A 13,758-nucleotide genomic window follows, 5' to 3' on the forward strand; every position below is an offset into this window, starting at 1 on the left:
ACATGGTTGTGGACAGCGAGCCACGGTCGAGACCCGACGCGAGCAGGGCCGGGCCACGCTCTGTCATCGAGGCGTCTGAGCTGGTCAAACGTTTTGGGGACGTGCGTGCGGTACGGGGTGTCTCGTTTGATGTGCGCCCGGGTGAGTTGTTCGCGTTCCTCGGCCCGAACGGGGCGGGAAAAAGCACCACCATCAACATGCTGTGCACCCTGGCGCGGCCGACGGCGGGTCGGGCAACGGTGGCGGGCTATGACGTCGCGCGGCAGCCCCGACGCGTGCGGCAGCACATTGGGCTGGTGTTCCAGGAACAAACCCTTGATCCGCAGCTCACGGTTGAGGAGAACCTGCGATTCCACGCCGTCCTCTACCGGATACCCCGTCGGCAGGTCCCGGAGCGAATCGAGCGGGTGCTAGCGCTGGTCGACCTCACCGACCGGGGACGGAGCCTGGTCGCCACGCTCTCCGGCGGCATGTCACGTCGGCTGGAGATCGCCCGAGCGCTACTGCACGAACCGCGGGTGCTGTTCCTCGACGAGCCGACGGTGGGGCTCGATCCGCAGACCCGCTCCCGGATCTGGGAGAGCGTCCTCAAGTTGCGCGATCGGGACGTCACGATCTTCCTCACGACTCATTACATGGACGAGGCGGAGAACGCGGACCGAATCGCGATCATCGATCACGGAGAGATGGTCGCGTGTGACACGCCCGCGGCGCTGAAGGCCGAGGTGGGCGCTGACGCGATCGACGTCGTGACGGCCGATGACGACGCGGCGAAGGAGACGTTGGTTCAGGCCGGTTACGACGTACGGTCCGCGTCACACGGGCTGCGCGTCTACGTGCCTGATGGGGAGCGGGCCGTCGCGGATCTCGTCACCGGTGCGGGGGTCGGGGTCAGCCAGCTGCGTATGCACCGGCCCACCCTTGATGACGTCTTCATGCACTTCACCGGGCGTGCGATGCGCGAAGACGAGCCTGGTTTGACGGAGCTCGAGCGAAACGTCCGCAACTTACTGGCGCGGCGGCGATAGGAGCGGGTGCGATGGGTCAGGACAGCGACGAGATCGTGACCGCGCCATCGGACGCTGGATGGACCGGTTTCGGTGATGACCGAGTCCGCGTCGGTGCGGAGTTCCGCACGGTGGTGATGGTCGCTGAGCGGGAGCTGATTCGCTTTGTCCGGGCACGTGGCCAACTGGTGACCGGGTTCATTCAACCGTTGAGCTTCTTGCTCATTCTCGGCGTCGGACTCAACCGGCTGGTCACGCCGTCTGGAGACGTCAACTTCGTCCAGTTCGTACTCCCCGGCGTCGTCGCGATGAGCGTCGTCGGCGCGGCGCTGCTGAGCGGGGCATCGGTTGTCATCGACAGGGAGTTCGGCTTCATGCGCGAGATGGTGGTCGCTCCGCCACACCGGACGAGCTTGGTGGCGGGCAAGATCATCGGGGGAACGCTGGTCTCCACCATCAAAGGGGTCGTCGTCCTGGTACTCGCCCCGTTGCTCGGTATAACGCTGGACGTCGTCATCGTCGTCGCGGCCGCCGGGATCGCGATGCTGATCGCCATGGCCGTCACCGCGCTCGGCGTTTTCCTCGCGTGTTGGATCCAGCGGCTGGAGACATTTCAAGCCGTCATGCAGATGCTGCTGATGCCGATGATGTTTCTCTCGGGAGCGCTGTTCCCGATTCGCGATCTTCCTGGCTGGCTCGCCGTGCTTACCCACGTCAACCCGCTGACATATGGCGTCGATTCGTTGCGGCGGGTCGTCCTTTCGCGCGAGGCTACTGACCTTGATGCGCAGGGCCGGTTCGCGACGGGTGTCGAGCTGTTCGGCTACGAACTTCCCGTCATCGTCGAGCTCGCCGTCGTGGTAGGACTTGGACTACTGTTCGCCGCCATGACGATCCGCCGGTTCGGGAAGCCGCAATGACGTGTGGTGGCTCGAACCTCAGCCGCCGCCGTCGCCATTTCCTTCCGAAGCCGAGCCGAGTTCTTTGGCGGCGTCTTGCAGCGCTTTCGCCGCCGATTCGACGTCTTGGACTGGAAATCGCGCGGCCGGTGCGCTCAGGCTTATCGCGGCGGGGAGGCGGGTTCCAAGGATGGGGACCGCGACGCAACGGCCGTCCAACTCGTTCTCACCGTTGTCGACCGCGTAACCAACACGGCGTACTTTCGTGAGTTCGTCTAGGTAGCTTTCGACCGTGGTGATCGTGTTGGCGGTGCGGGAAGTCATACCCGCGTGCTCGAGCAACTCTCTCACCCGGTTGTCACTGAGCTGCGCCGCGATGGCTTTGCCCAATGCCGTGGAATGGAGTGGGTCCCGATCACCCCTGCTCGCCGCGAGTCGAACGGTACGTTTGCTCTCGACGATATCGAGGTAAATAACGCTGTCTCCGTCGAGGATGCCCAGGTTGGCGGACTCGTCATGCTCATCCCTGAGCTGTTCGAGTATGGGGCGCGCGCGTTCCCGAAGGACCTCGACGTGCTGCGATTGCATTCCAACGAACCCGAGACCGAGTTGGAACAACCCGGTGTCGGGATGGCGCTCGACGTACCGGTGATTCTCCAGCGTCCACAGGTACCGAAACGCCGACGACTTCGGCAGTCCGGTCGCGACGGCCACCGCGGGCAGCGGAACGCCGCCATCCAGCGACGATTCCTGCAGCAAGTTCAGGATCGCGCACACTCGCTGAACCGCCCGTACCGTATAGTCCCGCTCTTCCACTGACGCGCTATCGTCAGAATCTTTCTTGCGCTTCCGTCGGGGTGGCACGACTGACCTCTCTCACATAGAACGGATTATGGAACTAGACACGCGCACGGCTGCTGCCAGCTGCCCGGGAGTCGAAGCGCCTGATCTGTCAATTCAGGAAACTATTTCATTGTATGAAATCGGCGGGGTATTGGCAAGGTCGGTTAGCGGCGACACGATTCCGCTGAGCCGCCGTCACGTTATCGCGTGACTCGTTCCGGCATAGGCGACGACGTCGATTTCGAACTTGATCGCGTCGGTGAGGCAGTTCGTGATCGTGGTACGTGCCGGGAGTGGCGGCGAGAAGAATTCGCGGTACAGCAGGTTGTACTCGGCGAGATCGGCGGGGTTCTGTACATAGGCGTTGACCTTGACGACCTCGGTCAGGTCGAGATTGAACTCGGCGAGGATGTCTCGGACGTTCTCGATGGACCGGTGCATCTCCTCGGCGAACGTGCCAGGGACGATCTTCCCGTAGTCGTTGACGGATGCCTGCCCTGAAACGTATATGAACTCTCCCGCCCTGATGGCTTTGGAGAAATTCGCTGTATTCCCGTCACGGGTCGGTCTGGTTCGCGTCATCCTAGCGCCAATCAAGTGTGAGAGTGCCGCACGTGTAGAGGGGAAGAATGTAAAGAATCGCACGAGTATTTCAGGAACAATTATGGCAGTTCGTGATGTTCGGTCAAGCGACGCGATAGGATGGTTTATAGAGTGAAATATAGCTTGTAATTTCTGGGTAGTCTGTTAGAAAATACTCCTGTCCACCGCTTTGAGGAGATGCCGATGTCGGAACCCGTTCACCAGACGGTGCGCTACGGAACAGGAACCGGACCGGTTACCAGGTCGGACACGGTGTCCGAAACGTCGGTGTCCGAGGCGTCCCTGCCCTCCGACGATCACGACACCGCGATCGCCCCGGCCGTGGGAGATGCGGACGAGGTCGACGAGCGTGCGTACGACGACGGACACCGCGATGACCAGTGGCAGGAGCCCGAGGACGACCAGTGGCAGGAGTCCGCGGACGTGGCCGACGACACGACGGAGTTCGTGCGGCCCGCGCCCGCCGAAGAGGCGCCAGCGCCGAGCCGTCTCGGTGTGGCGTCGGAACGTATGGCGGCGTCGTCGCACACGACAGGGGTCTGGATTGGCCTCGTGCTGGCGTTGGCCGGGTTCGGCGCGATCGTCTTCACCTGGTCCAAAGTCGCCGGGCTGACGAATGTCGCTGAGCAGATGCCCTATCTGGTGTCGGGTGGCATCGCGGGCCTCGTGCTGATCATCGCTGGCGCCACGGTGATCGATGTCGTGGTGCGCAGGCGCGACAGCAAGGAACGTACCGAGCAACTGGCGCAGATGACCCGGGCGCTTGCCGAGGTGAGGGAAATGCTCGAATCGGAATCGCGCCAGCGCGAGGCCGAGTAGATATGACGGCGATCGATACGGGTGCGTCGACGCACACACCGGTCAGTGGAGTCGATTCCGAGACGATGCGGCGCGCGCTCGCGCTGGTGCGGGCGTGGCGCGATCCCGCGATGCCCGGTCTCGTCTTCCTGCCGCTGCTCGCGCTGGCAGGGTGCGTCTCGCTCGTCATCGCCGTCGTCAGCATGGCGGGCACTCCCTACGTTCCGTTGCAGCTCCCGTTCTTCGTCTCCGGTGGCTTAGGGGGCGTGGCACTATTCGCCATCGGCGCTCTGCTCGCCGCCGTACAGGCCGAGCGCCGGGACCGAGCCGTGGCGACGGCGGAGACGCAGGAGATAGCCTCCGAGGTGTGTGCCCTGGTCAGCGCCGCGCTGCGGAGATCGCGGGACTGACCGCCTGAAGTTGCGTGGTCTCGGCCCAACGCCCGATGCTGTGAACATGACAGCGAACGGGGCGAGCGGCGATGACACCCACGTTTGACGATGGTCAGCGGCAGGTGGGTCTCGAGGCGGATTCCGAGACATTGCGGCGTGCGCTCGCGCTGGTGCGGGCGTGGCGCGACCCGGCGCTACCGGGGCTGATCTTTCTGGTCGCGATGGCCGTTGCCGGAGCCGCGGCCGTCGCTTACACGGTGTTTCGCGTCGCCGATACGCCGTACGTTGTGCTGCAACTGCCGTTCGTCGTCTCCGGTGGTCTTGGCGGTGCCGCGCTCGTCGTGGTCGGCGCCATGCTCGCTGGCGTGCTCGCGGAACGCCGCGACCGTGCGATCGCTCGCGCGGAGATGAGCGACATCGTCGATGAACTGTGCGCCGTGATCCATCTCGTCACGGAGCGTCGTCGCTGGCCCGGACACGGACGACGTCGTTGACCGCGCGGGGTACCGACGTCGCCAGGAGGCGGCCTAGCGCACGTCGAACGAGTCGGACGTCGTCTGTCCGGAGACCTCGTCGGTGAGGGTGTCGGCGGTATCGCGGACCGCCTTGACAGGGTCGGGCTCGCCAGGATTGCCAGGGCCTGGCTTATCCGGGCTCGGCTCACCGGGTTTCGCGGGCCGCGTTGGTGGGGCCGGTGCTCCGGTCGGGGAGGCTTCCTGGACGGGAGCTGATGGTTGGTCGCTGCCGTGTTGCCCGCGCTGCGGCTGGGAGGCCGCTGGTCTGGAGTCACGCCGTGTGGTCTGTTCCCGCGACGCCGAGGACGCCATGGCGGTGCCGCCGTGCCGCGCATCAGGGATGACGACGGTTTCACCGGAGTAGACCTCCAGCCACGCCAGGACGACGCTCAGGTACCGCGTGGAGTGGTTGTAGCTGAGAATGGCCGCGTGGAGATCGCCGGTTCGACGTAGGTCGCGGTCACCCGCACACAGGTAGCCAGCCGCGGCGACGGTGGAGTCGTAGAGGTTGTGCGGGCTCGCGACGCCGTCAGCGTTGCCGTCGGCGGCCCACCCGGCCCACGTCGAGGGAATGAACTGCATCGGCCCCACCGCACGATCCCATGTGGTGTCCGCGTCGTACCGGCCGCCATCGGTGTCTCGAATCGCGGCGACGCCGGGACTGCCGTCCAGTCGCGGTCCGAGGATCGGTCGCAGCGTCGTGCCGTTCTCATCGACATTCCCGCCTTGCGCGTGGCCGGATTCCACGCGCCCTATCGCGGCCAGCAACGCGGCGGTGAGTCCGCACCGGGGATCGCTCGTGTTGCTCTGCTTCTCGGCGTCTCGGTACGCGCGGAGCGCGCTGCGTGGGATGCCGAGCGGATCGAAGGCGGGTGCCGCGGTTGGTTGGTGGCTCCGCGGCTTCGCGCTCACCCTGACAACGGTCTCACGAGTGGACGGAACGGGCGGAGGTTGCAGGAACGCGGCGGTGCCGCCGTCCACTCCGAAGGGCGCCTGCCGTGTCGTTTCTGGACCCGATGACGCGGTGACCATCGTCGGTACCGCGTAGCCGGTGTTTGTCGCGAGAAGGAGCGCCGCCAGTGACAGGTGTAGACCGCGCCCGACGTCGAGGGCGGGAACGACGTCGACCCGCCGCAATCCGTGGCGGAGGGTACGCACGATCTGGCGGAGTGGTCGTAGGGCGTGACCAGCCATGACAGAGCTCCTCGCCATTTCTTTTAACGAAATATATGTTTTATAATATGAGCTTCAAGAAGTGGCGGTCAACGTCCACGGTCGGATCCGCATTTCGGTACGGCGCGAAAAGTTCGTGGTCGAGTCGTGATTGACGAACTTCAGGTCGAATCGTAAAGTAAATTTAGCGTATTGATAGATAAAATGATTCGGCGTGCGTGACGGACGGCATGAGCCCCGGGAGCGACTCGGTGAAACTTCGGCGCATCCTCGTACTGTCAGCGGTCGGGTCGCTGATGGTCCTCTACGGTCAGGTCTCGGCGCTGGCGGCGAGCGAATCGGCGAAAGTCGGCACGCAGACCGAAGCGTGGTACGTGACGACGACGAGCGAGACGTGTTCGTCCATTGACTGCTCCATGCTCGCCGCCCCCGCTGAGTTTCCGAAGAACACGCTGCATGTCGGCATCTCGAATGGGACACCGACCGCGGCGACCTACATCGAATTCGACATGTTCAGCGCGAACATACCGACGGGTTCGGTCTTCACCAAGGGCACCGTCACGTTGCCTGTGGATATGGCACCCGGCGATGGCACGCTGCGCCAGGACGCGGCGGAACTCCAGGTCTGCCAGGTAACGGAGTTCTTCAGCTCCGTGGCGGCCTCGCCGGACAAGCCGCCAGCGACCGACTGCGAGACGTCCGCGAACGCCAAGTACTCGGCGGAGCCCGCGCCGACGTTCACCGTGGATCTCGGGCCATTCCTCGCGGGATGGTCCAAGGGCGACTCGGCCGCGTTGGCCATCCTGCCCGCCCCGGAAGCGGAAGAGGCCTCGGAAACATGGCACGTCGCCTTCTATGGCAAGGACTACGGCGCTGGCCTGCAGGATGATGCCCCGGTCTCGCCGGAGAGTGGGACTCCGAAGCCGATTACCGCGAAGCTGACCTACGAACCGGAGCCTGACGGCGAAACCACGACGTTGCCCCCACCTGAGCCCGAGTTCACGCCGCCGCCCGCGCCGAGCCCGCCGCCGATCAGCCCGATCGACGTCGCGCCGCCTGAGCCTGCCGATATCGCTCCGGTGGCCGACGCCGAGCTCCCGCCGGAGGAAGCGGTCGAGCCCGCGCCCGAGCCCGTCGCCGCGCCGGAGTTCATCACCGTCGGCTACCAGTACCCGATCGCGTGGATCATGCCGTTGCTGCTGCTCATCGGGTTCGCCATGACGGGGCATTCGTTGACGAGGAGCCTGGAGCGACCAGGGAGTTCATTGGGATGACGGAACCAGCAGGACGGCACCGGTCCAGCTCGGACGACGACGCGCGGCCGTTGGACGACGATGCGCCGAGGGCGGATGTCGCACCGCAAGGGGCCGACGCGCGGCAAGCGGACACGGAGCCGTTGGACCCGGGGTACTCGGCACAACCTGATCCCGCAGCGCCGCCTGACGACGTGGCCGAGACACCAGCTGAGCTCGACGAGCGCCATCGTGAGGAGCTGGCGGACATCGGCCGCCCGCCACCCCGGTGGAAGGCGTTGCTGCTCACGCCGTCGAACGGCGTCTGGGGCGGCCTTGTCCTGGTAGCCGCTGGCTTCAGCGCCATCTTTTACAGCTGGGGCACTGTCGCGGGAACGCTCAACGCCAACGAGCAGCTGGCCTCGTTGGTCGCGTGGGGCTTCAGCGGGTTGGCGCTGGTCATCATAGGCATGGCCGCGGTCGACGTCGCGGTGCGGCTGCAGGACCGTCCCGAGCGCAAGCAGCAGGTCGGTCAGGTCGAACGCTCCGTCGCGGAACTCCGCGAGGCCCGCGACGCGCGATCCCGCTCGTATTACTAGATGAGCGCCGACGCGAGGGTTCGGCACGTCGCGAGTGTGAGGCGTTTTGGCTGCTGTAGCGACCCAAACGCCTCACACTCGCCGCCATGAGGCGCTATGTCAGGCCGAGCGAGGCGGCCTGCGTCGCGAGCTGGGTGACGCAGGTCCAGTCGCCGGTGCTCACCGCGTCGGCGGGTGACAGCCACGAGCCGCCGACGCAACCGACCGTGGGCAGCGCGAGATAGTTCGGCGCGTTGAGCGGCGTGATCCCGCCGGTCGGGCAGAATCGCGCCCGCGGCAGCGGTCCCGTCAGCGCCTTCAGGAACGGATGCCCACCCGCCGCCTCGGCCGGGAAGAACTTCATCTCCGTTACGCCGCGCTCGAGCATCGCGAGCACCTCGGACGCGGTGGACACGCCAGGCAGATACGGCAGCCCGGTGTCCGCCATGGCGTCGAGCAGCGTCGGTGTGCTGCCGGGGCTGACGAGGAACCGAGCTCCCGCGCCGACCGCGTCCTTGACCTGCGCCGGCGTCGTCAACGTGCCTGCGCCGACGAGGACGTCCGGCAGCTCGGTGGCGATGCGCTCGATCGCCGTCAGCGCGGCGTCCGAGCGCAGCGTGACCTCGACGATCCGGACGCCGCCTGACGCGAGTGCCCGTGCCAGTGGTACCGCCGTGTCGACGTCTTCGATCACGACGACGGGAATGACGGGGCTGACGTCGAGCACACCGGTTGGTTGCGTGCTGGTCATGCGGCACCTCCCGTAGCTGGGACACCGGCGTCGGGACCGGCACCAGGTCCGGTCCCGACGCCGCACCCCCGGAACACCGTCGCGCCCCTGTCGGCGGGACCGACGGCGGCGCGCAACGGCGCGAACAGCTCACGCCCGGTGCCGGTCTCCCGCGCCGACGCCGCGGGGGCAGCGGCGGGACGGGTAGCCAGCTCGGCGTCGTCAACCAACACCCGCAGAGCCCCCGACTCCGCGTCCAGTTCGATCACGTCGCCGTCCTCGACGCGCGCGATCGGGCCAGCGTCGGCAGCCTCCGGCGTCAGGTGGATCGCGGCGGGGATCTTGCCGGACGCGCCGGACATCCTGCCGTCGGTGACCAGCGCCACGGCGTGCCCAGCGTCCTGCAACACCCCGAGCGCCGGGACCAGTTTGTGTAGCTCAGGCATGCCGTTGGCGCTCGGCCCTTGGTGCCGGACGACGGCGACGACGTCGCGGTTCAGCTCGCCGTTCTGGAACGCCGTCAGGAAGTCCGCCTGATCGGCGAAGACTCGCGCGGGCGCCCGCACCACGCGGTGCTCTGGCTTGATCGCGGACACCTTGAGCACGGCGTTCCCCAGGTTGCCGGTGAGCATCCGCAGCCCGCCGTCGGGCGCGAACGGATCGGCGACGCCACGCAGCACGGACTTGTCCAGGCTGTCTGTCGGCCCCGGTCGCCAGGTCAGCGACCCGTCGTCCAGCACGGGCTCCTCTCGGTAGCGCTCCGCGAGCGTGCCACCGGCGACCGTGCGCGCGTCCGGGTGCAGCAGCCCGGCATCCAGCAGCTCCCCGACAAGGAACGCCATCCCACCGGCGGCGTGGAAGTGGTTGATGTCGGCCGAACCGTTCGGATAGATCGTGGCCAACGACGGCGTCACCGCCGACAGTGCCGAGAAGTCCTCCCACCGCAGGTCGATCCCGGCGGCGGCGGCCATCGCGACTAGGTGCATCGTGTGGTTGGTCGACCCGCCGCTCGCCAGCAGCGCGACGACGGCGTTGACGAACGCCCGCTCGTCCAGTACCTCACCGATCGGCGTGTAGTCGTCGCCGAGCGCGGTCAGACCCGTGACCTGCCGGCCGGCGGCCTCGGTGAGCGCGTCCCGCAGCGGCGTGTTCGGGTTGACGAAGCTCGCGCCGGGCAGGTGTAGCCCCATCGCCTCGACGACGAGCTGGTTCGAGTTCGCCGTGCCGTAGAAGGTGCAGGTGCCCTCGCCGTGGTACGACGCCGCCTCGGCGTCAAGCAGTTCCTCGCGGCCGACCTTGCCCTCGGCGAACGCCTGCCGCACCCGTGACTTCTCCGCGTTCGGCAGCCCGGACGTCATCGGGCCGGCGGGCACCAGGATCGCGGGCAGGTGCCCGAACGACAGCGCGCCGATCACCAGGCCGGGCACAATCTTGTCGCACACGCCGAGCAGCAGCGCGCCGTCGAACATGTCGTGCGAGAGCGCGATCGCGGTGGACATCGCGATGACCTCGCGGCTGAACAGCGACAGCTCCATGCCCGCGCGCCCCTGCGTGATGCCGTCGCACATCGCGGGCACGCCACCGGCGAACTGGGCGATGCCGCCCGCCTCGATCACGGCCTGCTTGAGCTGTCGAGGGAACGTCTCGAACGGCTTGTGCGCCGAGAGCATGTCGTTGTACGCGGACACGATCGCGATGTTTGGCTTGAGCGTGCCGCGCAGCAGGTCCTTCGCTCCCGGTTCGGCCGCCGCGAAGCCGTGCGCCAGGTTGGAGCAGGCCAGTCCGCCGCGCGTCGGCCCCTGCGCGGCGGCCTCGTGGATGCGCGCGAGGTAGTCGGCCCTGCTAACGGCGCTGCGCTCGGCGATCCGCCGGGTCACGGCAGTGACCGTGTCGTGCAGCCGAGTGTGGGTCACACGTCCTCCTCGTGCCAGGTACGTCCGTCGCGTTCGATCAGAGCGGTGGCCGCGGTCGGCCCGCTGGTGCCAGCGGCGTAGCGCTTCGGGCGGGTGCCGGACTGCTCCCACGCCGCCAGGATCGGTTCCGTCCACTGCCACGCGGCCTCGACCTCGTCGCGGCGCATGAACAACGTCGGGTCGCCGCGAACGACGTCGCCGAGCAGCCGCTCGTAGGCGTCCGGTAGCCGCGATTCGAAGGTCTCCGCGAAGCTCAGGTTCAGCGGCACCTGCCGCAGCCGCACCCCGCCTGGCCCCGGTTCCTTGGTGACCAGGTGCAGCCGAATCGCCTCGTCCGGTTGCAGCCGGATCACCAGGCGGTTCGGCGCGATGAACTCGTCGGCGATGCCGGGGAAGATCGAGTGCGCCACGGGGTTGAACTGCACCACGACCTCCGACGCGCGCCGCTCTAGCCGCTTGCCGGTGCGCAGGTAGAACGGCACGCCAGCCCAGCGCCAGTTGCCGACCTCGGCCTTGAGCGCCACGAACGTCTCGGTATTGCTCGGCTTGCCGTCCAGCTCATCGAGGTAGCCCGCGACCGGCTCGCCGTCCACGAGGCCGGGCGCGTACTGCCCGCGCACGGTGGCGCGCAGGACGTCCGGCCCCTCCAGCGGGCGCAGCGCTTGCAACACTTTCAGCTTCTCGTCGCGCACCGCGTCGCGGTCCAGCCTGGTCGGCGGCTCCATCGCGACCAGACACAGCAGTTGCAGCAGGTGGTTCTGCACCATGTCGCGCAGCGCGCCGGAGGTGTCGTAGTACCCCGCCCTGCTGCCAGTGCCGACGGTCTCGCTCGCGGTGATCTGCACGTGGTCGATCGCGCCGGAGTTCCACAGCGGCTCGAGTAGCGCGTTCGCGAAGCGCAGCACCAGCAGGTTCTGCACCGTCTCCTTGCCGAGGTAGTGGTCGATCCGGAAGATCTGCTTCTCGGCGAACACCGCGCCGACGTCGTCATTGATCGCGCGCGCCGACGCGAGGTCGTGGCCGATCGGCTTCTCGAGCACCACGCGGGACTGCTCGTTGACCAGCCGGGCCTCCGACAGCTTCTGGCACACGGGGCCGAACAGACGCGGCGCGCAGGCCAGATAGAACACGCGCACCGAATCTGGCGCCTCGGAGAGTCGGGTGATCAGCTCAAGCCACGGGTCCTGGCCCGCGATGTCGATGGTGATGTGGTGCAGGCGGGCGAGGAACCGCTCCTCGCTGGTGGTGTCATGGCAGTCCTCGGGTACAAAGCCCCGCAGCTCGGCGGCGATCTTGTCGCGGTACCCGGCGTCGTCCAGCCCCGCGCGGGACACCGCGACGATCCGGGTCGCATCGTCCAGGTGGCCGTCGCGATCGCGCAGGTACAAGGCGGGCAGCAGCTTACGGATGGCCAGGTCGCCGGTACCACCGAATACCACGATGTCGCAGGGGGCGAGCGAATTCGCTGCCGACATCGATCTCCTCCGTCCGGGTAGTTCGTCCCTAGAGTAGGCCTAAATCGGTACAGAAACAAGCAAACTTCCGCACTTTACGTGCTTAACTTCTCGGTAGGCTGGCGTGAACGGGGCTGAAGGTGGCCTTCGGCACGCACTGTGTACCGAAGGGCGCCTTGGGCTCGGGTGCACTACGCGGGTAGGGAGCGTGGATACGTGGCACGACGGGCGAGCGCGGCGGGTGCGTCGGTCGGTGAGGTCTTCCGGCTGATCAGACAAGGCATGGCGGCGACGCGCTCCGACATCGGACGGCTCACCGGCCTGTCCCGCACGGCGGTCACCCTGCGGGTCACGCAGCTACTCGACAAGGGGCTCGTCGTCGAGCGTGCCGAGGGAGTGTCCACCGGCGGACGTCCCCCGGTGCGGCTGCGGTTTCACGCCGACGGCGGCACCGTGCTCGCCGCCGCGCTCGGCGCGAGCAGGGCGCAGCTCGCCGTCTGCGATCTGGCCGGCACCGTTCTCACCGAGACCGAGTTCGCCGTCGACCTCGCGGACGGGCCAGACGTGCTGCTCAGCAACGCCGTCAAGTACCTCGATCAGCTGCTCGCCGAGTCCGGCAGGCCTCGCGACACGTTGTGGGGTATCGGGGTGAGCGTGCCTGGTGCCATCGACGTCGTGACCGGGACCAGCCTGAGCCCCGCCGTGCAGCCCGGCTGGGGCGACGTCGCCGTCGCGGACTACTTCACAACCAGGTTCGGTGTACCGACGCGGGTGGACAACGACGTCAACGTGCTCGCCCTCGCCGAGCATCGCAGGCATCCCGATGTCGACGACCTCCTGGTCATCAAGGCCTCCACCGGGATCGGCGCGGGCCTCATCGCGGGCAGGCGGCTGCAGCGCGGTGCACTCGGCGCGGCGGGCGAACTCGGCCACACCAAGGTGTGCGACGCCGATGACGTCTCCTGTCACTGTGGCAACACGGGGTGCCTCGAAGCCGTCGCGGGCGGAAGGGTGCTCGCGGCCGAGTGCTCCGCGCTTGGTAGGCCGGTCACCGATGCGTTCGGGGTCGCGGAACTGGTGCGTTCCGGCGACCCGGAGGCGCTGCGGCTGGTGCGGCAGGCGGGCAGGCGCATCGGCGAGGTCATCGCTGGCGCGGTCAACCTGCTCAATCCCGGATTGATCGTGGTGGGCGGCGACCTCGCACACGCCTACGAGCCACTCGTGGCTGGCATGCGCGAGGTGATCTACCAACGCGCGACCGCTACCGCCACGCGAACGCTCCGCATCGAGCCGAGCGAGCTGCACGCGCAGGCCGGGATCAGTGCCTGCGCCACCCTGATCCTGGATGACGTTCTTTCGCGACGCGCGGTGGACGCACTGCTGTCCTAGCCGGACGACTCCGCGGACGTTCCTGGGGTTGTTGCGTGCGAAACCGGACGAAACCGGACATGGAACAGTCACAGCCCCAGGAAGCCCACGCAGCGATTGCCCGTTCACCCGCGCGGGTTGGCTAGCTGCTCCGTTCGGGCGACTCAATTTTGTATTACCAACCAGTATCCCGTGGGGATGTGAATCGTTGTCCCGTTCGACGTGCGATCGACGAACAGGACAAGGAACTACT

14 protein-coding genes are annotated in these 13,758 nt (G+C 67.1%); 8 read left to right on the plus strand and 6 right to left on the minus strand.

The genetic code is table 11. The features are described 5' to 3' along the window. Positions 1–2 precede the first annotated feature (2 nt). Together ACFQGD_RS03860 and ACFQGD_RS03865 are read left to right on the plus strand one after the other, a co-directional pair. A complete protein-coding gene (locus ACFQGD_RS03860) occupies positions 3–1,028 on the plus strand; it encodes an ABC transporter ATP-binding protein (protein WP_345400775.1) in 1,026 nt (341 codons plus the stop codon). Positions 1,029–1,039: 11 nt separating this feature from the next. Beyond that, on the plus strand, positions 1,040–1,927 hold the full coding sequence (locus ACFQGD_RS03865; RefSeq protein ID WP_345400778.1) for an ABC transporter permease: 888 nt from the start codon (positions 1,040–1,042) through the stop codon (positions 1,925–1,927). An 18-nt stretch (positions 1,928–1,945) separates the two neighbouring features. On the opposite strand, the gene ACFQGD_RS03870 is transcribed toward ACFQGD_RS03865, so the two are convergent. Both ACFQGD_RS03870 and ACFQGD_RS03875 read right to left on the minus strand, forming a co-directional pair. Next, on the minus strand, positions 1,946–2,683 hold the full coding sequence (locus ACFQGD_RS03870; RefSeq protein WP_390221009.1) for an IclR family transcriptional regulator: 738 nt from the start codon (positions 2,681–2,683) through the stop codon (positions 1,946–1,948). Between the two features lie 261 nt (positions 2,684–2,944). Further along, on the minus strand, positions 2,945–3,331 hold the full coding sequence (locus ACFQGD_RS03875) for a RidA family protein (protein ID WP_345400784.1): 387 nt from the start codon (positions 3,329–3,331) through the stop codon (positions 2,945–2,947). Between the two features lie 204 nt (positions 3,332–3,535). Here ACFQGD_RS03875 and ACFQGD_RS03880 point away from each other — a divergent pair, with 204 nt between their 5' ends. The 3 genes from ACFQGD_RS03880 to ACFQGD_RS03890 all read left to right on the plus strand — a co-directional run bounded on the left by ACFQGD_RS03880 (position 3,536) and on the right by ACFQGD_RS03890 (position 5,036). Continuing rightward, on the plus strand, positions 3,536–4,171 hold the full coding sequence (locus ACFQGD_RS03880) for a hypothetical protein (protein ID WP_345400787.1): 636 nt from the start codon (positions 3,536–3,538) through the stop codon (positions 4,169–4,171). Positions 4,172–4,173: 2 nt separating this feature from the next. Then, positions 4,174–4,560 (plus strand): hypothetical protein, encoded by a 387-nt coding sequence (locus ACFQGD_RS03885; RefSeq protein WP_345400790.1) that lies wholly within the window; start codon positions 4,174–4,176, stop codon positions 4,558–4,560. Between the two features lie 71 nt (positions 4,561–4,631). After that, the gene (locus ACFQGD_RS03890) at positions 4,632–5,036 is read left to right on the plus strand and encodes a hypothetical protein (RefSeq protein WP_345400793.1); all 405 of its coding nucleotides are present in this window, start codon (positions 4,632–4,634) and stop codon (positions 5,034–5,036) included. A 33-nt stretch (positions 5,037–5,069) separates the two neighbouring features. On the opposite strand, the gene ACFQGD_RS03895 is transcribed toward ACFQGD_RS03890, so the two are convergent. Continuing rightward, positions 5,070–6,251 (minus strand): lytic transglycosylase domain-containing protein, encoded by a 1,182-nt coding sequence (locus ACFQGD_RS03895; RefSeq protein WP_345400797.1) that lies wholly within the window; start codon positions 6,249–6,251, stop codon positions 5,070–5,072. A 230-nt stretch (positions 6,252–6,481) separates the two neighbouring features. On the opposite strand from ACFQGD_RS03895, the gene ACFQGD_RS03900 reads away from it, so the two are divergent. Both ACFQGD_RS03900 and ACFQGD_RS03905 read left to right on the plus strand, forming a co-directional pair. Then, positions 6,482–7,504, plus strand: a complete 1,023-nt coding sequence (locus ACFQGD_RS03900) for a hypothetical protein (protein WP_345400800.1) — start codon at positions 6,482–6,484, stop codon at positions 7,502–7,504. Next, a complete protein-coding gene (locus ACFQGD_RS03905) occupies positions 7,501–8,061 on the plus strand; it encodes a hypothetical protein (RefSeq protein WP_345400803.1) in 561 nt (186 codons plus the stop codon). The genes ACFQGD_RS03900 and ACFQGD_RS03905 overlap by 4 nt, the downstream gene beginning before the upstream one ends. A 94-nt stretch (positions 8,062–8,155) precedes the next feature. Here the strand turns inward: ACFQGD_RS03905 and eda are convergent, their stop codons facing one another. The 3 genes from eda to zwf are packed head-to-tail and all read right to left on the minus strand — an operon-like array spanning position 8,156 to position 12,158. After that, complete coding sequence (gene eda / locus ACFQGD_RS03910) at positions 8,156–8,791, minus strand: bifunctional 4-hydroxy-2-oxoglutarate aldolase/2-dehydro-3-deoxy-phosphogluconate aldolase (RefSeq protein WP_345400806.1); 636 nt, start codon at positions 8,789–8,791, stop codon at positions 8,156–8,158. After that, positions 8,788–10,683 (minus strand): phosphogluconate dehydratase, encoded by a 1,896-nt coding sequence (gene edd / locus ACFQGD_RS03915; protein WP_345400809.1) that lies wholly within the window; start codon positions 10,681–10,683, stop codon positions 8,788–8,790. The genes eda and edd overlap by 4 nt, the downstream gene beginning before the upstream one ends. Then, positions 10,680–12,158: a glucose-6-phosphate dehydrogenase gene (zwf, locus tag ACFQGD_RS03920; protein WP_345400812.1), complete on the minus strand. Its 1,479-nt coding sequence runs from the start codon at positions 12,156–12,158 to the stop codon at positions 10,680–10,682. The genes edd and zwf overlap by 4 nt, the downstream gene beginning before the upstream one ends. Positions 12,159–12,353: 195 nt before the next feature. Between zwf and ACFQGD_RS03925 the strand changes: the two genes are divergently transcribed. Further along, the gene (locus tag ACFQGD_RS03925) at positions 12,354–13,526 is read left to right on the plus strand and encodes an ROK family transcriptional regulator (RefSeq protein WP_345400815.1); all 1,173 of its coding nucleotides are present in this window, start codon (positions 12,354–12,356) and stop codon (positions 13,524–13,526) included. The last annotated feature ends 232 nt before the right edge of the window (positions 13,527–13,758 follow it).

The sequence above is a fragment of the Haloechinothrix salitolerans genome (assembly GCF_042662605.1).
Lineage (GTDB): Bacteria > Actinomycetota > Actinomycetes > Mycobacteriales > Pseudonocardiaceae > Haloechinothrix_A > Haloechinothrix_A salitolerans.